The organism is Streptococcus sp. SO4 (assembly GCF_030440055.1).
Taxonomy (GTDB): Bacteria; Bacillota; Bacilli; order Lactobacillales; family Streptococcaceae; genus Streptococcus; species Streptococcus nidrosiense.
The window spans coordinates 71,676-89,536 of the sequence record NZ_JAQFJI010000003.1; the positions used below are offsets into that span (position 1 = coordinate 71,676).

General features: G+C 39.0%; 23 protein-coding genes and 1 tRNA gene. 3 read left to right on the top strand and 21 right to left on the bottom strand.

Features of this window, described 5'->3' with window-relative positions; genetic code table 11:
- Positions 1–88: 88 nt before the first annotated feature.
- From PCY08_RS02445 to PCY08_RS02470, 6 genes are all read right to left on the bottom strand, one after another.
- Positions 89–160 (bottom strand) — tRNA-Arg (locus tag PCY08_RS02445).
- A 42-nt stretch (positions 161–202) separates the two neighbouring features.
- The gene (rplS, locus tag PCY08_RS02450) at positions 203–550 is read right to left on the bottom strand and encodes a 50S ribosomal protein L19 (protein ID WP_001068669.1); all 348 of its coding nucleotides are present in this window, start codon (positions 548–550) and stop codon (positions 203–205) included.
- A 118-nt stretch (positions 551–668) separates the two neighbouring features.
- A complete protein-coding gene (crcB, locus tag PCY08_RS02455) occupies positions 669–998 on the bottom strand; it encodes a fluoride efflux transporter CrcB (protein ID WP_281334922.1) in 330 nt (109 codons plus the stop codon).
- A complete protein-coding gene (gene crcB / locus PCY08_RS02460; protein ID WP_301559310.1) occupies positions 992–1,366 on the bottom strand; it encodes a fluoride efflux transporter CrcB in 375 nt (124 codons plus the stop codon). Before crcB (PCY08_RS02460) ends, crcB (PCY08_RS02455) begins: the two co-directional genes overlap by 7 nt.
- Positions 1,363–1,629 carry a chorismate mutase gene (locus PCY08_RS02465; RefSeq protein WP_301559311.1) on the bottom strand — a complete coding sequence of 89 codons (267 nt, stop codon included), beginning with the start codon at positions 1,627–1,629 and terminating at the stop codon, positions 1,363–1,365. Before PCY08_RS02465 ends, crcB (PCY08_RS02460) begins: the two co-directional genes overlap by 4 nt.
- Positions 1,630–1,745: 116 nt before the next feature.
- Positions 1,746–2,189, bottom strand: coding sequence for a flavodoxin (locus PCY08_RS02470; RefSeq protein ID WP_001162134.1), 444 nt, complete (start codon positions 2,187–2,189; stop codon positions 1,746–1,748).
- Between the two features lie 103 nt (positions 2,190–2,292).
- Between PCY08_RS02470 and PCY08_RS02475 the strand changes: the two genes are divergently transcribed.
- Both PCY08_RS02475 and PCY08_RS02480 read left to right on the top strand, forming a co-directional pair.
- Positions 2,293–3,228: a bifunctional oligoribonuclease/PAP phosphatase NrnA gene (locus PCY08_RS02475; protein ID WP_301559312.1), complete on the top strand. Its 936-nt coding sequence runs from the start codon at positions 2,293–2,295 to the stop codon at positions 3,226–3,228.
- Positions 3,229–3,324: 96 nt separating this feature from the next.
- Positions 3,325–3,567: a type B 50S ribosomal protein L31 gene (locus tag PCY08_RS02480; RefSeq protein WP_000710764.1), complete on the top strand. Its 243-nt coding sequence runs from the start codon at positions 3,325–3,327 to the stop codon at positions 3,565–3,567.
- A gap of 45 nt (positions 3,568–3,612) precedes the next feature.
- Here PCY08_RS02480 and PCY08_RS02485 read toward each other — a convergent pair whose 3' ends face one another.
- The 5 genes from PCY08_RS02485 to PCY08_RS02505 form a co-directional block, all read right to left on the bottom strand.
- A complete protein-coding gene (locus PCY08_RS02485) occupies positions 3,613–3,933 on the bottom strand; it encodes a heavy metal-binding domain-containing protein (RefSeq protein ID WP_301559313.1) in 321 nt (106 codons plus the stop codon).
- 342 nt (positions 3,934–4,275) lie between these two features.
- Complete coding sequence (locus tag PCY08_RS02490; protein ID WP_001284633.1) at positions 4,276–4,551, bottom strand: HU family DNA-binding protein; 276 nt, start codon at positions 4,549–4,551, stop codon at positions 4,276–4,278.
- A gap of 106 nt (positions 4,552–4,657) precedes the next feature.
- On the bottom strand, positions 4,658–5,494 hold the full coding sequence (locus PCY08_RS02495; protein ID WP_061863182.1) for a DegV family protein: 837 nt from the start codon (positions 5,492–5,494) through the stop codon (positions 4,658–4,660).
- Positions 5,495–5,676: 182 nt separating this feature from the next.
- Entirely contained in the window at positions 5,677–6,906 is a 1,230-nt protein-coding gene (locus PCY08_RS02500; protein WP_301559314.1) for a tetratricopeptide repeat protein, read from the bottom strand.
- Positions 6,896–8,059 carry an AI-2E family transporter gene (locus PCY08_RS02505; protein WP_301559315.1) on the bottom strand — a complete coding sequence of 388 codons (1,164 nt, stop codon included), beginning with the start codon at positions 8,057–8,059 and terminating at the stop codon, positions 6,896–6,898. Before PCY08_RS02505 ends, PCY08_RS02500 begins: the two co-directional genes overlap by 11 nt.
- Before the next feature lie 209 nt (positions 8,060–8,268).
- Here PCY08_RS02505 and PCY08_RS02510 point away from each other — a divergent pair, with 209 nt between their 5' ends.
- A complete protein-coding gene (locus PCY08_RS02510; RefSeq protein WP_301559316.1) occupies positions 8,269–9,276 on the top strand; it encodes a lactonase family protein in 1,008 nt (335 codons plus the stop codon).
- Positions 9,277–9,465: 189 nt separating this feature from the next.
- Here PCY08_RS02510 and PCY08_RS02515 read toward each other — a convergent pair whose 3' ends face one another.
- The 10 genes from PCY08_RS02515 to PCY08_RS02560 all read right to left on the bottom strand — a co-directional run bounded on the left by PCY08_RS02515 (position 9,466) and on the right by PCY08_RS02560 (position 17,747).
- On the bottom strand, positions 9,466–9,885 hold the full coding sequence (locus tag PCY08_RS02515; protein WP_049503620.1) for a F0F1 ATP synthase subunit epsilon: 420 nt from the start codon (positions 9,883–9,885) through the stop codon (positions 9,466–9,468).
- A 10-nt stretch (positions 9,886–9,895) separates the two neighbouring features.
- Complete coding sequence (gene atpD / locus PCY08_RS02520) at positions 9,896–11,302, bottom strand: F0F1 ATP synthase subunit beta (protein ID WP_000094353.1); 1,407 nt, start codon at positions 11,300–11,302, stop codon at positions 9,896–9,898.
- Between the two features lie 191 nt (positions 11,303–11,493).
- Complete coding sequence (locus tag PCY08_RS02525) at positions 11,494–12,372, bottom strand: F0F1 ATP synthase subunit gamma (RefSeq protein ID WP_301559317.1); 879 nt, start codon at positions 12,370–12,372, stop codon at positions 11,494–11,496.
- Positions 12,373–12,387: 15 nt separating this feature from the next.
- Positions 12,388–13,893 (bottom strand): F0F1 ATP synthase subunit alpha, encoded by a 1,506-nt coding sequence (gene atpA / locus PCY08_RS02530; protein WP_049503616.1) that lies wholly within the window; start codon positions 13,891–13,893, stop codon positions 12,388–12,390.
- A gap of 14 nt (positions 13,894–13,907) precedes the next feature.
- Positions 13,908–14,444, bottom strand: a complete 537-nt coding sequence (locus PCY08_RS02535; protein ID WP_049509479.1) for a F0F1 ATP synthase subunit delta — start codon at positions 14,442–14,444, stop codon at positions 13,908–13,910.
- The gene (atpF, locus tag PCY08_RS02540; protein WP_000366310.1) at positions 14,444–14,938 is read right to left on the bottom strand and encodes a F0F1 ATP synthase subunit B; all 495 of its coding nucleotides are present in this window, start codon (positions 14,936–14,938) and stop codon (positions 14,444–14,446) included. Before atpF ends, PCY08_RS02535 begins: the two co-directional genes overlap by 1 nt.
- Before the next feature lie 18 nt (positions 14,939–14,956).
- A complete protein-coding gene (atpB, locus tag PCY08_RS02545; protein ID WP_000392935.1) occupies positions 14,957–15,673 on the bottom strand; it encodes a F0F1 ATP synthase subunit A in 717 nt (238 codons plus the stop codon).
- A 32-nt stretch (positions 15,674–15,705) separates the two neighbouring features.
- On the bottom strand, positions 15,706–15,906 hold the full coding sequence (locus tag PCY08_RS02550; protein ID WP_001054551.1) for a F0F1 ATP synthase subunit C: 201 nt from the start codon (positions 15,904–15,906) through the stop codon (positions 15,706–15,708).
- 229 nt (positions 15,907–16,135) lie between these two features.
- Positions 16,136–16,447, bottom strand: a complete 312-nt coding sequence (locus tag PCY08_RS02555; RefSeq protein ID WP_006148664.1) for a CHY zinc finger protein — start codon at positions 16,445–16,447, stop codon at positions 16,136–16,138.
- 13 nt (positions 16,448–16,460) lie between these two features.
- A complete protein-coding gene (locus PCY08_RS02560) occupies positions 16,461–17,747 on the bottom strand; it encodes a U32 family peptidase C-terminal domain-containing protein (protein ID WP_000169115.1) in 1,287 nt (428 codons plus the stop codon).
- Between the last annotated feature and the right edge of the window lie 114 nt (positions 17,748–17,861).

Sequence of the window (17,861 nt, forward strand, 5' to 3'; positions counted from 1 at the left end):
TTCTAAAGACTTTTCACTTTTTAGGTATTAAAAAAAATTGAGGAACATTGATAAATCAACATTTCTCAACTTTAAAAGCAACAAAAAATGCCCCCTGCCGGAATCGAACCAGCAACTACTCCTTAGGAGGGAGTTGTTATATCCATTGAACTAAGGGAGCTAGAGAAAAACTCTGCCGAATGAGCAGAGTTTTTTGGTCGAATTAACGACGGATTTCTTTGATACGAGCTGCTTTACCTTGAAGAGCACGCAAGTAGTACAATTTCGCACGACGTACTTTACCGTAACGAACAACTTCGATCTTCTCAACACGTGGAGTGTGGATTGGGAAGATACGTTCAACACCTACACCGTTAGAGATTTTACGAACTGTGTAGTTTTCTGAGATGCCAGCACCTTTACGTGCAATAACAACACCTTCAAAAATCTGGATACGTTCACGGTTACCTTCGACAACTTTCGCGTGTACACGAACAGTGTCACCAGGACGGAATGATGGGATATCTGTACGAAGTTGACCTTCTGTCAAGCTTTGGATTAATGGATTCATTTTATTCTCCTATCTTTGTCAATCTTGAGGAAGCTTCCTCAGCGGATAAACTGTATTTTTGTGCGTCCATTACACACAAGATACAGTTTACCAAATTTCTTAAAAAAAGTAAAGAAATTTACAGTAAAATTCCTAAAAAAATAACAAGCAAACCACCTAAGTAGGTCAAGAGAAAATAACTGTAAAAGACCTTCTTATCAGCCAAGAGTTTTTGGAGTTCATCATTCAAGGTTGAAAAAGTGGTTAGACCTCCACAAAATCCTGTGGCAAGGATAAGATAGACTTCTTTAGACTCCACATGATTGTAAAATAATCCGATCAAAAAACAGCCCAGTAGATTAGCTATAAGAGTTCCTAGAGGCAGTACTGAACCCTGATTATAACGTGAAAAGAAATAACGCACGAGAGCACCTAATCCACAAGCAAGTGCTAGATATAATACTACCATTTCTTCCTCCCTAAACAATAAGCCAATAAAAGTCCACCACCAATGCTCAGAACTAGATAGACTACTATACTTAGGTAAGAACCTCTATCCAGCAATTTCACGCCATCTAACATGAGGCTTGAAAAAGTCGTTAAACCCCCACAGAAGCCAGTTCCAAGCGCTAAAATGACACCTTTACTGCTTCCCTTATAAACCAAATAACCTTTGACAAGATAGACTAAGCAGAAAATTCCTAGATAGTTAGCAAAGAGAGTTCCCCATGGAAAATCTGGGCTAGCTGGCAACCATCTCGAAATCTGATATCGGACAAGTCCTCCTAGCATGGCAGCTAGAAAGATTCCTAATGGGTAAAATTGTTCTTTTTTCATTTGATGTTTTTATCCTGATAATCGCGCGAACGTTTGAGAATATCAGAAAAAGTCTCAACGATTGTCTCTTCGTATTTTTTATTGCTGACACGATTTCTGACCTTCTCAAAGATAGCTTCTTCTCTTTTAGTATCTAGAATAGCTTTTCCTGAAGCTTTTTTATAAGCAACTACCCCCTCAACTAGATGCATTCTTTCTTCTAAGAGTTTTACAATTTGGTCATCAATTTGATCGATTTCTCGTCTAATAATATCTAAATCCATAGAGTCTCCTTCATTATTTGAATGATTGTATCAAAAAGCTTCTAAATGGGCTAGTACATTCCTAAGGACAACTAACAAAAACTGCACTGACAACTTTCATCAGTGCAACTTCATGCTTATCCTACTTTAGCAGCCAATTCTTCTGCAAATTGTTCCAAGCGTTCAATATCTTCTTCTTCTGCAGAGAGGTCCACTTTGACACACTCTGATCCCTTTTCAGCTCCTGTTGCCACAAATACACGATCAAAGTCATCAACAGCTTTACAGAACTCATCGTAGAAAGTATCGCCTGATCCTACCACACCGTAGATTTTGCCACTCAAATTAAGATCTGCTAGGTCTTCGTAGAAGTCCATCATCTCATCTGGTAACTCTCCATCACCGTAAGTGTAGGTTGCAACGATTGCGATATCTGCTTCAAGAAAGTCAGATGCGTCAACAGTTGTACACTCATCAACATCCACCTCTAAGCCCAATTCACGCAATTTATCTGCTACAATATCTGCAATTTCTTCGGTATTACCGGTCATACTGGCAAATACAATTTTTGCTAATGCCATATCGTCCTCCTCCATTTATCTTTCTCCATTATATCACATCTTTTTCATTTTAAAAATAAAAACTCTTGTGCTACAATGAAATAAGAAAGAATTGAGGTCACTTATGGAAATTTGCCATCAAATTTTAGAAAAAATTAAAACATATGATACCATTATCATTCACCGTCATATGAAACCGGATCCTGATGCCTTAGGAAGTCAGGTTGGACTCAAAGCCCTTCTGGAACACCATTTCCCAGAAAAAACTATCAAGGTAGTCGGTTATGATGAGCCAACCCTAACATGGCTTACAAAGATGGATCAGGTAGAAGACAAGGATTATCAAGGGGCGCTTGCTATCATCTGTGATACAGCAAATACCGCTCGTATCGATGATAAACGTTATACTAATGCTGAAACCATTATTAAAATTGATCACCATCCAAATGACGAAGTCTATGGAGATCTTGTTTGGGTAGATACCAACTCTAGCAGTGCCAGTGAGATGATTGCTCTCTTTGCTGAAGCAACTAACCTAGAATTATCCGACTACGCTGCTAAAATGCTCTGTGCTGGAATTATTGGCGATACCGGCCGTTTCCTTTATCCATCAACTTCTGCACGTACCCTTCGAATTGCTAGTAAACTAAGAGAACATAACTTTGACTATGCTGAATTAACACGTAAAATGGACACTATGAGCTTTAAAATTGCTAAACTTCAAGGTTATGTCTATGATCACCTAGAAGTTGATGAAAATGGTGTCGCACGTGTCATACTGACTCAAGAAATTCTAAAAACATATCAAGTAACAGATGCAGAAACAGCAGCCATTGTTGGAGCTCCAGGCCGTATCGATACAGTTAATCTTTGGGGAATCTTTGTCGAACAAGCAGATGGCCACTACCGCGTACGTCTTCGCAGTAAATTCGTTCCAATCAATGGTGTTGCTAAAGAACATGATGGTGGAGGTCACCCACTTGCAAGTGGTGCTAACTCCTATAGCCTAGAGGAAAATGAAGTCATCTATCAAAAATTAAAAAACTTACTGAAAAAATAGATAAAAAGCTTGCCAAACTTATCAGAATCTGATAGACTAGTATGGTAACAATCTATGGCTCGCAAAGAGACCATGGCAGAAAGGAAATATTGCAAAATGAAAAAAGATATCCATCCAGAATATCGCCCAGTTGTCTTCATGGACACAACTACTGGTTACCAATTCCTTAGCGGTTCAACAAAACGCTCTAACGAAACTGTTGAGTTCGAAGGCGAAACTTACCCATTGATCCGTGTGGAAATTTCATCAGACTCACACCCATTCTACACTGGACGTCAAAAGTTCACTCAAGCAGATGGACGCGTGGATCGTTTCAACAAAAAATACGGTCTCAAATAATCATAAAAAGAACAGTTCCGACTGTTCTTTTTTTGTTTCTTCAAATTAGGAGTCAATCACAACTGCTGTACCACTACAAGTGACCATCAGCATACCATTTTCAGCACCTAAAGTTTCATAGTCCATTTTTATACCTATAATAGCATTTGCTCCACGTTCACTTGCACGCTCCATCATTTCTGCTAGAGCTTCTTCTCTTGCTTGAGTCAACTCTCCTTCATAACTACTAGCTCGTCCTCCAAAAACATTACGGAAGCCAGCAGCCATATCTTTGAACATATTAACGCCAGCAATCACTTCACCAAAGACGATTCCTTTGTAGGCTAGGATTTTCTTGCCTTCAATTCCCGTAGTTGAAATAATCATCTTCCTTTCCTCCTAATTTCTTTTAGATAATTGTAATCCCTTTCACTAACTCTGTCAAGAAATTCTATAAAGGGCTCAGTGGTTGAAAGGAAACTCTTCTCACCATCCTTGTTTGCTATCAATTTATTGCCAATTGTATGAATGGTGGCCTAAATCTTTTCTTTGCAAGCCTAACTTGAGATAAGCTTCTCAGCCTCACTATTCTTACCAAGAGTAGAGCTTAAAATCTATGACTGATATAGAAAATACTGTTCTTTCCTGCCCCTTTTTTGCCCCAAAACTACAAAAAAAGTCTATTGACCAAGCTAGAAAGCTTGATACAATAGGCTTTTTCTAAATTCATTATTTAACAGCGTCTTTAAGAGCTTTACCAGCTTTGAATGCTGGAACTTTTGAAGCTGCGATAGTGATTTCTTTACCAGTTTGTGGGTTGCGACCTTTACGTGCTGCACGCTCACGAACTTCGAAATTACCAAAACCGATCAATTGAACTTTTTCACCAGCTGCAAGGTAATCAGCTACTGCTGCAAATACAGCATCAACTGCTGCTGCTGAGTCTTTCTTTGTCAATTCTGTAGCTTCTGCTACTTTAGCGATCAAATCTTGTTTGTTTGCCATGTTAATAATTCCTCCAAATATTTTCTAATTAACAATTACAATCATATCCTAAATTCTCTTGTAGGTCAAGTCAAAAACGCTATTTCTTGCTATTTTCTTTATTTTTTTAGGACTCGTATCTGACCAAAATAGCCCAAGCATTTTCACCTGTATGGGTCTGAATAATAGAACCTGTTTCAAGTACAGAGATTGGTTTTTCAACGAATGGTTGTAAGATTTCTTTCATCTCTTCTGCCCAGTCCCGAGTTCCAGAATAGGAAATACCAATTTCTGCAACAGAACGCTCTGACAGTTTTGCAACTAGTTCATCCAGCCATTTCTTAAAGGTTTTAGCTCCACGTCCTTTAACGATTGGTTGCAATTCATCATCTTTCATCTGCATGACTACGCGGATATTTAATAGAGAGCTTAAAAGACCTGTCACTCGGCCAATACGACCACCTTTAACAAGGTTTTCCAAGGTAGAAACACCAATATAAAGCTCTGTGTTCTTCTTTACTTCTTCAACATGAGCCACAATTGTCTCAATGTCTTGTCCTTCTTGAGCTAACTTAGCTGCTTCAACTACTTGAAATTTTAGGGCTTGATCAGTAAAGGAACTATCCAATACGGTCACATTAGCCGTTGATAAACTTGCACCTTGCCGAGCTGCTTCGACAGTTCCTGATAAGGCATGAGACATATGAATGGCTAAAATTTGACTACCGTCTTTACTCAACTCATCAAAGATCTCAGCAAAGAGTCCAACAGGAGGTTGACTTGTTTTAGGCAGATTTTTACTCTCTTTCATCAAGCGAAGAAATTCCCCTTCTTCAAGATCAGCATCCGAATAAAGAACACTATCAATCATTACAGAGAGCGGAACGACGGTAATATTTAATTCTTTGACCACTTCTGGTTCAATGGTAACAGAAGAGTCTGTTACGATTTTTACTTGTGTCATAATTCAAATCTTTCTATGTTTCACTTTTTGAGTGAGTTTTTTCAATTTAACTATAACAATTATATCAAAAAAAAGCTAAAAATTCATACTGTATTTATTCATTTTTATGATGGAATTTATAGATTTTTAAATCTTTATTTTTATCAAAATAGTCGCCTGCTAAGACGACTACTGTTCATTTATCATAAACGTTCATACAATTCCTGCATCTGTATGTCATCAGGAACCAACTTGAGATAGTGTTGAATCTGTTCTTTTGCTTCTTCAAACCTTCCAAGTTCGCGTAATAGATGAATGTATTGCTCTAAAAACTCAGGATTTTCCTTGAGTTCTGGAACCAATGCCTGATAAGATTCATAGGCAGCATCCAAATCTTCAGTTTCTTGGTAACTCCGTGCAATCATCCACTTAGTCAAGAGATTTTCTGGCTCATATTCTTCTAAGGCTAGAATATCCTCATACCGTTCTTGCTCCTGATACATGGTTGCTAGTCGCAAGAGGATTTCTTCTTGGTCTTCCGCATCTTCTTGGGCTTGAAGAAGATAAGCTTCTGCCTGTTCAGGTTGATGCAATTCGTAAGATAATTGTGAAGCAAGGAGTAGTAAACGTGTTTCGAATGGATTTTTTTCCAAACCTTGTTGAGCTATCAGTAAGGCTTGCTCAGTCTGATGTTCCTTATGTAGAGCCTGACTATAACCATATTCATACCCTTCAAAATCTGGAGAAATAGTATCCAGCTGTTTAAAATATAAAACTGCCTTTTGATATTCCTCTTGATCAAAGTAAAGACTTGCTAATTCAAATGCAGTCTGATCTTCATACTCTAACTCTAAAGCTTTTTCTAAAAACTCTATGGCTGATTCAAACTTTCCAAGTCGAGCATAGGCAGTTCCAATTCGTTGATAGGTCGAAATCCCTGTCTGCTCATATATTTCACGATTATCCAGTTGAGCATAGCCCTTAATCGCTTCTAAATCATTTCCAAGTTCACTATCTAACTCTGCTAGTCCAAAAATCAATAAAGGATCATCAGAGTAATTAAGAGCTTCTAATAGCTTCTCACGAGCTACATCCGTCAATCCTTCCATTTGATAGAAATCAGCCTTTAAAACAAGCGCAGATACATAAGAATCGCTATTGGGTTGAATTTCTTCTAGATAGGCAAACGATTCTTCAATTTGTCCATCTTCGCTTGCGATACTAGCTAGATTGAGATTTACTTCTGGAAATGTTGGAGCTAGTTTTTCATAGATTTGACGAGCTTGTGGATAAAAACCAATGCCTTCAAGATAATAAGCCAGTTCCAGAAGAAGATCATCCGAGTCTTCTACCAAGGCTTTTTGAAAATAGTGATCAGCTCTTGTTAAATCTTTCTGATCCAAAGCTTCAAGCATTTCTTGACTATTGCTCACCTTCAACCTCCTCTTCTAACTCATACAGACCACTAACTTTTTTATACCATTCAAAAATCGCTGAAATAACAACTTTTGCTGAAGCATAAACAGGAATTCCTAGTAGGACTCCCCAAACACCAAACATAGAACCAGACGTCAACAAAACAAATAGAATCGTGATTGGATGGATGTTTAATTGACTACCTAGAATCAATGGAGATACAAAACGACCTTCAATCGTCTGCTCTACGATAAAAACGATAATAACTTTCAAGAGCATAACTGGTCCAGCAATTAAACCCAAGACCAGAGCTGGTAGCATGGCAAGGAAACTTCCAAGATAAGGGATAAGATTTAAAACCCCTGCAGTAATTCCAAGAGTCACTGCATATCTCAAACCAATAATCTTAAAGAAGATGATAAACATAATTGCTACGATAACAGCAACAGTAATTTGTCCTCTAACATAGTTAGAAAGTTGTTGGTTCACATCCGTTAGAACCTTACCTACTGGTTCTCTCAATTTATTTGGTAAGAATTGAGTGATATGATCTCTCAAACCTTTTCCATCTCTAAGGAGATAAAAGAGCATAAAGGGCATGATAATCAAAGCAACAATGACTTGTGACGTTCCACTAATAAGAGCACTCACCCAGTTCACAGCTTTTGATGAAATATTACTTGCCCAAGCAGTTGCTTGTGTTGAGAATTGAGCCAGAACCTGTTCTAGTTGAGGTCTAAAGTCATCTGGTAACCGCTTAGTTACAAGATCATCAATAACTCTGTCAGCATCTTCGAGATAATTTGGTACATTTTGCGCAAAAATAACTACTTGACGTTGAAGATTTGGAATCGCAACTGCCAGACCAATAATCAAGAGTATGGCAATAATGACAAAGATAATACTAATGGCTAAGACACGATTTATCTTATACTTCTCCATCAAATCCACCAGTGGATTTAAGAGATAAAAAAGTAATCCTGATAAAATAACAGGCAACATAACCACTGATAAAAAATCAACGACAGGGATAAATAAAAAACTAATCTTACTTAAAATAAAAATATTCAGACCTAGTAACAAGGCTACCAAAAAAACTGTAACAGCCTTATTATCTAAAAACCATTTAAAAAACCAAGATAAATTAAAATGTTTCTCTTTTTGTTCCATATCTACTTCCTTTCCTTTGTCTTTTCATTATACCATTTTTACAGGGAATAAACTGTTTTTAAAGTGTTGAGGTGACGATTGAAAACTCAAAAAATCAATCTTGCATTTTACTAATTTTATACTTAGAAGTTTCATTCTTTTCCCTACCATTATCTTCAGTTATCCCAATTTATGATATAATAGAAACATCTTTATTTAGAGGTATAGATATGATTGAAACAATTTATTTCGGAACCTACACTCGTCGCTTATCCCAAGGGATTTATCAAGCTGATTTTGATACAGAGACTGGACAATTATCAAATCTTAAACTATTTGCTACTGAACCAAGTCCTACCTATCTTGCATTTGATCAAGAAAATCACCTCTACACAGTCGGTAGCAAAGACGGACAAGGGGGAATTGCTGCCTATCAAACTGATGGTACTTTGCTTAACCATGTTGTAACAGAAGGTGCCCCTCACTGTTATGTTGCTGTTGATGAAAAACGTGGCCTAGTATACGGTGCTAACTATCATAAGGGACAAGTTCTGGTCTATAAACGAAAAAAAGATGGTAGTCTTGAATTGACTGATACAGTTCAACATAGCGGTCATGGTCCTCATGAAAATCAAACTACTCCACATGTACACTTTACAGATTTAACACCAGATCAGTATTTAGTGACTTGCGACTTGGGCACTGATGAGGTTACTACTTATGATGTCAATCCAGAAGGAAAACTAAATAAGCTAGCTACTTACAACTGTAGCCCTGGTGCTGGTGCACGTCACCTTGTTTTTCATAACCACTACAAGATTGCTTATCTCATCTGTGAGCTCAATAGTACGATTGAAGTATTGATTTATGATGGTGTTGGTGCATTTGAAAAAATGCAAGTTATTTCTACACTCCCTGAAGGATTTAATGACTTTAATGGAACTGCTGCAATTCGTCTCTCAAAAGATGGAAAATATCTTTACGCATCAAACCGTGGTCACGATTCTATTGTAGTCTACACTATTCTAGCTGATGGCAGTTTAGAATTGTTGGAATTCGTTCCTACAAACGGAAAAACTCCTCGAGATTTTATTCTCTCACCAGACCAAGAATTTCTCATCGCTGTTCATCAGGATTCTGATAATGCAACAGTATTTAAACGCAATCCAGAAACTGGTCGTCTTGCAGAACTTTCCAATGACTTTCACGTACCTGAAGCGGTTTGCGTCACTTTTTAAACATAGAAAAATGGCGGTAGGACAGAAATCGATAGACAAAGTCTCGATTTTGTAGTCCCAGCCCCGCGAGAATGATTAGGAGCTTTTTGGAGTCTAAAAGACGAACAAAAAGTTCAATCAGCTATCGCGTCAAAGTTTGATTGCTAATAAAAAGTGAGGTCGGGATCTTTTTGTCCCAACCTCATTTTTTTATAGTTTATTTCCGACATTGATTCGGTTAATAGCACGTTGTAATGCAATCTTAGCACGACGCTCTTGGTCAATCAAGTGTTTGTCTTGTGCTTCTTCAATTTCACGTTCTGCACGAAGTTTGGCACGTTCTGCACGGCTAATATCGATATCACGAGCACGCTCAGCTGAGTCTGCAATGATAGTAATCACATCATTTGCAATCTCGATGATTCCTCCATTTACTGCTATCCAGTTGACATGAGAATCATCATCAATACGTTTGACTTTAACTTCATCAACTGCTAATACCGCAATCATATTTTGATGTCGTGGCAAGATCCCCATCTCACCATCCAGAGTTCGAACTGATACAAAGCTGGCATGGTGATCATAGACGAGGCCATCTGGTGTCACGATCTGGACAGTTAACTGAGCCATAGATCACCTCTTAAAATCCCATTTTTTCAGCCTTAGCAATAACATCTTCGATTGAACCTACTCCACGGAAGGCATCTTCTGGGAGATGATCGTGTTTTCCATCAAGAATTTCCTTAAATCCACGAACTGTTTCCGCTACTGGAACATAAGAACCTGGTTGACCAGTAAATTGTTCCGCAACGTTGAAGTTTTGTGAAAGGAAGAACTGAATACGACGGGCACGAGCAACCAAAGTTTTTTCTTCATCAGAAAGTTCATCCATACCAAGGATCGCAATGATATCTTGCAACTCATGGTAACGTTGAAGAACACGTTTAACTTCAGCAGCTACTGCATAATGCTCTTCTCCAACGATTTCAGGCGCTAAAGCACGAGAGCTCGAAGCAAGTGGATCAACGGCTGGGTAGATACCCAATTGAACCAATTTACGTTCCAAGTTGGTAGTTGAATCCAAGTGGGCGAAGGCTGTTGCTGGCGCTGGGTCAGTATAGTCATCCGCTGGCACGTAGATAGCCTGGATAGAGGTTACAGAACCTTTCTTAGTTGAAGTGATACGTTCTTGCAATTGACCCATTTCTGTTGCGAGGGTTGGTTGGTAACCAACGGCTGATGGCATACGACCCAAAAGGGCAGATACTTCTGAACCAGCTTGTGTGAAACGGAAGATGTTGTCAATGAAGAGAAGAACGTCTTGGCCTTCTACATCACGGAAGTATTCAGCGATTGTCAAACCAGTAAGGGCAACACGCATACGTGCTCCTGGTGGTTCATTCATCTGACCAAATACCATGGCTGTTTTCTCAATAACGCCTGATTCCTTCATTTCCCAATATAAGTCGTTCCCTTCACGAGTACGTTCCCCAACACCAGTAAATACTGAAATACCACCGTGTTCTTGGGCAATGTTGTGAATCAACTCTTGAATCAAGACAGTCTTACCAACTCCGGCACCACCGAAGAGCCCGACCTTACCACCTTTAAGATATGGGGCAAGAAGGTCGATAACCTTAATCCCTGTTTCTAAAATTTCTGAAGAGGTAGACAACTCATCAAAAGTAGGTGCTTTTTTATGAATTGGCTGACGCTCTGCATCTTCTCCAAAAGGAGCTTCCAAGTCAATAGTGTCTCCCAAAACGTTGAAGACACGTCCCAAGGTTTCTTTACCTACTGGTACAGAGATCGGACGACCTGTGTCCAATACTTCCATTCCACGAGTCAAACCATCTGTTGATTCCATGGCGATGGTACGAATCATACCATCCCCCAACTCTAAGGCTACTTCAAGGACGATTTTTGTTTTCTTTTCGTCATTTTTGTAGACGACAAGTGCATTGTTAATCTCAGGTAGTTTTTCTCCAGCTGCAAACAAAACGTCTACAACGGGTCCGATAACCTGAGCAATTTTACCTGAACTCATCTCCTTCTCCTATTCTATATAAGATACTATCGGTTCCTAGTTTTGCTAGGTCCTAATACTCTTCGAAGCTAAAATTCAAACCACGTCAGCGTCGCCTTACCGTACTCAAGTACAGCCTACGGCTAGCTTCCTAGTTTGCTCTTTGATTTTCATTGAGTATAAGTTCATTTTCATACGAGCTGGACTAGAGCCTATTCTAAAGCACTAGCTCCTGCCACAATTTCTGTGATTTCTTGTGTAATCGCCGCCTGTCTGGCACGGTTATACTGGATTGTCAAATCATTAATCACTTTTTTGGCATTATCAGTCGCTGTTTGCATGGCTGTCATACCAGCAGCATTTTCAGCTGTCTTGGCATCAATAATAGCACCATAAATCATACTTTCTGCAAACTGTGGCAGCAATTGATCCAAGATTTCTTCACGACTTGTTTCAAGGTCAAAAGTTAAGCTATAGTTATCATCTGCTTCATTTGGATCCAAGTCCACGATTGGAAGCATCTGTTCTACACGCATTTGACTTGTCAATGTATTCACGTGGTGGTTGTAGCAAACGTAGAGCTCATCAAAAAGTTCATTTTGATACATTTCAATCGTTTTAGAGATAATCTTACGAACTTCATCAAAGCTCGGTTGACTCGCAAGTCCACGCAATTCATAGATTGGTTGAATACCGCGTGATTTGAAGAAATCTGCTCCCATACCACCAATACAGATGACCTCAAAGTCATCACCTGAAGGATGGTATTCTTGCTGAATTTCCATGACTGCTTTCAAGATGGAAGAATTATATCCTCCAACAAGACCACGATCAGATGTAATGACGATATAGCCTGTTTTCTTGACAGGGCGACTAATCAACATTGGGTTAGTTGATCCGGCGGCACCATCACCATGAAGAATATCTGTAACCAGCTTTCGCACTTTTTGTGCATAAACTTGGAAGTTACGAGCCGCTTCTTCAGAACGACCTAATTTAGCTGCAGAAACCATCTGCATCGCGTTAGTGATTTGACTAGTATTTTTTGTTGAGGCGATTTTTGTTTTAATATCATTTAGAGATACTGCCATCTGACACCTCTATTCTTATTGGAAGCTTGATTGATTGAGAAACTCAGTAATCGCAGCATCCAAGACTGCTTCATCTGGCAAGTCTTTTGTTTCACGAATGGTTTCCAAAATCTCAGGATGTTGAGCATCAAAGAACATATGGAACTCTTCTTCGAAACGAACGATATCGTCTACAGGAATTGTATCCAAGAAACCATGTGTCAAAGCATAGAGAATAGTTACTTGTTTCTCAACAGGTAATGGTTTGTGAACAGGTTGTTTCAATACTTCTACAGTACGACGACCACGGTTCAATTTAGCCTGAGTAGCTGCATCCAAGTCCGAACCAAATTTAGTGAAGGCTTCCAACTCACGGTATGAAGCAAGGTCGATACGGAGTGTACCAGCAACTTTCTTCATGGCTTTAATCTGAGCAGAACCACCAACACGAGATACAGAAGAACCCGCATCAATAGCCGGACGGATACCAGCATTAAAGAGACTATCGCTTAAGAAGATTTGTCCATCTGTAATAGAGATTACGTTTGTAGCGATATAGGCTGAAATATCTCCTGCTTGTGTTTCGATAAATGGAAGAGCTGTGATAGATCCACCACCAAGTTCATCAGAAACTTTAGCAGAACGTTCAAGCAGACGACTGTGAAGGTAGAATACATCCCCTGGGAAGGCTTCACGACCTGGTGGACGACGGAGCAAGAGAGAAAGTTCACGATAAGCTACCGCTTGTTTAGATAAGTCATCATAAACGATCAAGACATGCTTACCTTGGTACATAAATTCTTCGGCCATAGCAACCCCTGCATAAGGTGCAAGGAAAAGCAATGGAGAAGGTTGTGAAGCTGACGCTGTCACAACGATTGTGTAATCCAAGGCTCCGTACTGACGAAGTGTTTCTACTTGTGTACGAACTGTTGATTCTTTTTGACCAATCGCTACATAGATACAAATCATATCTTGACCTTTTTGATTCAAGATTGCATCGATAGCAATGGTAGTTTTCCCTGTTTGACGGTCACCGATGATCAACTCACGTTGTCCACGACCGATTGGAACAAGGGCATCAATAGCTTTCAAACCAGTTTGCAATGGTTGTGATACTGATTTACGTTGCATAACCCCAGGAGCTGGCGCTTCAACTGGACGAGTTTTGTTTGTGTCGATTGGACCAAGCCCATCTACTGGACGACCAAGTGGATCCACGACACGTCCAATTAAGCTATCACCAACTGGAACTTCCATGATTTTTCCTGTACGACGAATAGTATCGCCTTCGCGGATATCTGTAAAGTCTCCAAGGATAATAATACCAACATCAGTTGATTCTAAGTTTTGCGCCATACCATAAGAGCCGTTTTCAAAAATCAACAACTCTCCACTCATGGCATTTTCTAGGCCATGAGCACGCGCAATTCCGTCACCGATGTAGGTTACAACACCAGTTTCAGTCACATCAAAATTGGGTTTGAAATTTTCAATTTGTTGCTTAATTAAAGCGCTGATTTCTTGTGCGTTAATTGCCAAAAGAACACCACTTTCTATTTCAAATTTTCCTTAACAACTTTAAGTTGTTGTTTAATACTAACATCAATTGTCTTGTGATTGGCGATAATAACAAAACCACCGATTAAACTATCGTCGATTTCTTCTTTAATGCTACGCACTTTTAAAGACATCTTTTTCTCTATAATTGGAAGCAAACGTTCTTTTTGTTCATCTGTTAGAGGATGAGCAGACATAATCGTTACTTCAAAACGATTCGTTTCTCTCTCAAGACTGTTTAAACAATCTACAATCACATCATAAAAAAGATTTGATCGATGATTGTACAACAGAACTTGAATGAAGTTTTGTAATAATGGCGATGCAGAATCTTGGAAATAACTGACTGTTTTTTCCTTGTCAGACTCATCCACATCCACCTGAGCCAAAAAAGAAGGCAAGTCTGTTTCTTCAGCAACTTGCTTAATTTGGGTCAAGTCTGAGAAGATAGAATCTTCTTCTCCTTTTTCAATCACCAATTGGACAAAAGGCATGCTGTATTTTTCAATTACCTTTACTGTCTTTTTGTCCATTAAGCTTCTCCTAGCTGATCAATATACTGATCAATGAGTTCTTTGTGGGCATGACCGTCAAGGTTTTGTGAGATAATTTTTCCAGCTAGACTAACTGTCAAATCTGCTACCTCACCTTTAACGCTTTGTAAAGCCTCTGCTTTGTTTTGCGCAATTTCTTGGTTAGCTTTTTCTTTCAAGCGACCAGCTTCTAGCTTAGCTTCAGCCAGAATATCTGATTTGCTCTTTTCAGCTGTTTCCTTTGCATTCTCGATAATCGTTTTAGCTTCGGTACGGCTACCTGCTAGCTCAGCCTCTCGCTTACTTGCTAGTTCCTCAGCCTTTTTACGAGCTTCCTCAGCACCATCAATATCTGAAGAAATCTTTTCAGCACGTTGATCCAAAATACTGGTAATATTTCCCCAAGCATATTTCTTAACTAAAAAAATTAATAAAAGGAAGGAACCAGCGATAAGAATAAAGTCACCGATAATGGTACTAATAGTTAAATCCATCTTCTAATCCTCCTCTACTTACTCTTCCTCACCATTTACCTTTTTACCAATGTACATAGAAGACAACATGGTAAATACATACGCTTGAATACATGAAATGAAAATTGAAAAGGCTGTCCATAACATGTTTGCAATAAAGGCAAAAGGATACCAATAAAAGGCATATTGTGACAAGGCTAATAACAATCCTGCCAAGACCTCACCGGCGAAAATATTTCCGTAAATCCGAATCGCCAAGGAGGCAAAATTGGTGAACTCTTCTAAAACGTTCATCGGAGTCATAAAGCCAGGAGTAACAAATGCTCTCAAATATTCTTTAACGCCTCTACGACGAATTCCTTCTACATGGGCGATCAAAGTGATCAATAAGGAGAGGGATAAATCGTATCCAAGGTTGGCTGTTGGGGAAGTCCACAAGTTATAACCGTTTGTTGTTTGTACTTTTGCCATTAAGCCAATATTGTTGGCAACCAAGATAAACAGAAATAGAGAGAACAAGAACAAGGAATAATCCTTGATATATGAATCTCCAATGTTTGGTTTTGTAAAACCAATCACAAAGTCATAAATCATCTCAAGAGCATTCTGTTTGCCCTTTGGACGGATGGCCATTTTACGACTTGCCCAGTAGACAAAGGCAAAAACCATCAAAACAGTTACAAGAGACATGGCAAGCAGGGTCAAATCAAAGGATATTGGTCCAATATTAACGGTTGGATTCAAACTTTCTTCCATGGTTTGACACCTCCATTTCTAAATAGAGTTGTCTATTTGATAACGAATGACATCGCCAAGGTTACAAAGAAAGTTCCTTCGATAAAGGCAATCCCCATGATCATCAAACTACGCAATTGTGGAATGATATCTGGTTGGCGTGCTGCAGATTTGAACAAACCGTTCATCAAAAATCCTTCTGCAAGAGATACACCCATACAGGCAAGACATAGACCGAAAAATGTTAAATTCATGACGAATTCTCCTTTTTTAAATTAAATTTACTTCCCTAGTTTAGTCCTAAAATTTGCTTTTGTCAACTCTTTACTAGCATTGAAAGCGTTTCAAATCATTTATTTCTAATTTTACGATTTTCAAGACAATCATATAGAAAATTTTAATGTCTTTTCAGGTTATTTTCCTTATCTTTCCTATTTTTCTGAAAAGAAAAATCCAAGTTTTACAACTTGGATTTATCGTTTCTTATTTAAAATAATATAAATGGTGGCTCTGGCAAGCTGGATTGAATGCAGCTTTACAGTGAGGACAGTTTCCTTTCTCTGTATATTCCTCATAAGTTAGGGTCGTCTTACAGGAACCACATAAGATAGGTTTATTCTGTTTAAGTCTTAAAGGATAGGGAGAAAATGTGTGCTCCTCTAGCGTATTGTGACACTGATAACAGGCATAGTATTTCTTACACTCATTACACTGGAGCGCTACGATATCTTTATCACTATGGTAATGAACACATCTGCTTTCATCATCTACTAGTAATCCATGAGCTTGAACCATTGACTTTCCTTATCTAGGCACGAACTGTAACGCTTGTTCCATCTTCTTTGTAAAGATTAATCAAACCTTCTTTCAAAGCACGGACCATATCACCTGCTTGTACTGGTTGTGGAACCTTGATAGTTAAAAGTTCCATTGGATTTGGTGCACGGTCAATCTTGTTACCTTTGGCATCATGAAGGTCTTCGATATAAGTTTCAAAATGGCGGAAACCTGGGCCATAAAACTCAACTTGGTCTCCTTCGTTGATAACGTTACGTTGGCGAATAGTTGCTGTTTGCGTTGCATCATCATAAGCTACTACTTCAGCAACAAACTTGTATTCTGGAATCTTACGACGAGCACCGAATAGTTGTTCGTTTTCAGATGGTGTTCCGTAATAGAAACCTGTAGCCAATTCACGTTGGGCAACCTTCCACATTTCATCAATCAAGTCTTGCTTGATAGCTTCAAACTTTTCAGGACTTTCAAGGTAGGCATCAACGGCAGCTTTGTAGCAGTTTGTCACTGTTGAAACATAGTGGATAGACTTCATACGACCTTCAATTTTAAGACTGTCCACACCATTTTCAATCATATCTGGAATATGGTCAATCATAGACATATCAACCGCAGACATGGAGAATTCTTCAGGAATTTCTCCCTTGAGGCTCTTACGTTCTTTACCAAATGGCATATCGTAAAGGTCATATTTCCAACGGCAAGATTGTGAACATCCACCACGGTTAGCGTCACGCATACTCATATGGTTAGAAAGGGTACAACGACCAGAGTAGGATATACACATAGCTCCATGTACGAAGGCTTCAATTTCTACATCTGTACGTTTACGAATTTCTGCCAACTCTTCCATAGAAACCTCACGCGCCAACACGACGCGAGTCAATCCAAGTTCTTTCCAGAATTCTAGGGTTTCGTAGTTAGTTGCACTGGCTTGTGTTGAAAGGTGGATTTCGAGTCCTGGTGCTTCTGTTGCTGCAATCATGATTAAGGCAGGGTCAGAAACGATAACCGCTGCAATACCAATATCACGCAACTTACGGAACCATTCTCCGGCACCTTCTTCATTTCCTTCGTGCATAACCATATTAGCAGCCACATATACCTTAGCGCCATACTTAGCCGCAAACTGAACTCCTTCTTCCATTTGTTCGAAAGTGAAGTTACCAGCACGGCTACGTAGACCATAGGCCTGACCACCGATAAAGACAGCATCTGCTCCGTATTGAACAGCTACTTTTAGTTTTTCAAGAGTTCCTGCAGGTGATAGAACCTCAGGACGTTTCAAAGTTTTTGTCATTTTTTCTCCTATTTGCAATATAAAAGTTTGACACCAATCTTAACTATTTTATAGTAAACAGGGTTCAAAATCAAGCATTGAATGATTGTTTAGACAATTTTAATGTTATTCTCA

Coding starts and splice junctions, on each gene's coding strand:
- rplS (WP_001068669.1), bottom strand. CDS start 550: ATGAATCCATTAATCCAAAGCTTGACAGAAGGTCAACTTCGTACAGAT.
- crcB (WP_281334922.1), bottom strand. CDS start 998: ATGGTAGTATTATATCTAGCACTTGCTTGTGGATTAGGTGCTCTCGTG.
- crcB (WP_301559310.1), bottom strand. CDS start 1,366: ATGAAAAAAGAACAATTTTACCCATTAGGAATCTTTCTAGCTGCCATG.
- PCY08_RS02465 (WP_301559311.1), bottom strand. CDS start 1,629: ATGGATTTAGATATTATTAGACGAGAAATCGATCAAATTGATGACCAA.
- PCY08_RS02470 (WP_001162134.1), bottom strand. CDS start 2,189: ATGGCATTAGCAAAAATTGTATTTGCCAGTATGACCGGTAATACCGAA.
- PCY08_RS02475 (WP_301559312.1), top strand. CDS start 2,293: ATGGAAATTTGCCATCAAATTTTAGAAAAAATTAAAACATATGATACC.
- PCY08_RS02480 (WP_000710764.1), top strand. CDS start 3,325: ATGAAAAAAGATATCCATCCAGAATATCGCCCAGTTGTCTTCATGGAC.
- PCY08_RS02485 (WP_301559313.1), bottom strand. CDS start 3,933: ATGATTATTTCAACTACGGGAATTGAAGGCAAGAAAATCCTAGCCTAC.
- PCY08_RS02490 (WP_001284633.1), bottom strand. CDS start 4,551: ATGGCAAACAAACAAGATTTGATCGCTAAAGTAGCAGAAGCTACAGAA.
- PCY08_RS02495 (WP_061863182.1), bottom strand. CDS start 5,494: ATGACACAAGTAAAAATCGTAACAGACTCTTCTGTTACCATTGAACCA.
- PCY08_RS02505 (WP_301559315.1), bottom strand. CDS start 8,059: ATGGAACAAAAAGAGAAACATTTTAATTTATCTTGGTTTTTTAAATGG.
- PCY08_RS02510 (WP_301559316.1), top strand. CDS start 8,269: ATGATTGAAACAATTTATTTCGGAACCTACACTCGTCGCTTATCCCAA.
- PCY08_RS02515 (WP_049503620.1), bottom strand. CDS start 9,885: ATGGCTCAGTTAACTGTCCAGATCGTGACACCAGATGGCCTCGTCTAT.
- atpD (WP_000094353.1), bottom strand. CDS start 11,302: ATGAGTTCAGGTAAAATTGCTCAGGTTATCGGACCCGTTGTAGACGTT.
- PCY08_RS02525 (WP_301559317.1), bottom strand. CDS start 12,372: ATGGCAGTATCTCTAAATGATATTAAAACAAAAATCGCCTCAACAAAA.
- PCY08_RS02535 (WP_049509479.1), bottom strand. CDS start 14,444: ATGGACAAAAAGACAGTAAAGGTAATTGAAAAATACAGCATGCCTTTT.
- atpF (WP_000366310.1), bottom strand. CDS start 14,938: ATGGATTTAACTATTAGTACCATTATCGGTGACTTTATTCTTATCGCT.
- atpB (WP_000392935.1), bottom strand. CDS start 15,673: ATGGAAGAAAGTTTGAATCCAACCGTTAATATTGGACCAATATCCTTT.
- PCY08_RS02550 (WP_001054551.1), bottom strand. CDS start 15,906: ATGAATTTAACATTTTTCGGTCTATGTCTTGCCTGTATGGGTGTATCT.
- PCY08_RS02555 (WP_006148664.1), bottom strand. CDS start 16,447: ATGGTTCAAGCTCATGGATTACTAGTAGATGATGAAAGCAGATGTGTT.
- PCY08_RS02560 (WP_000169115.1), bottom strand. CDS start 17,747: ATGACAAAAACTTTGAAACGTCCTGAGGTTCTATCACCTGCAGGAACT.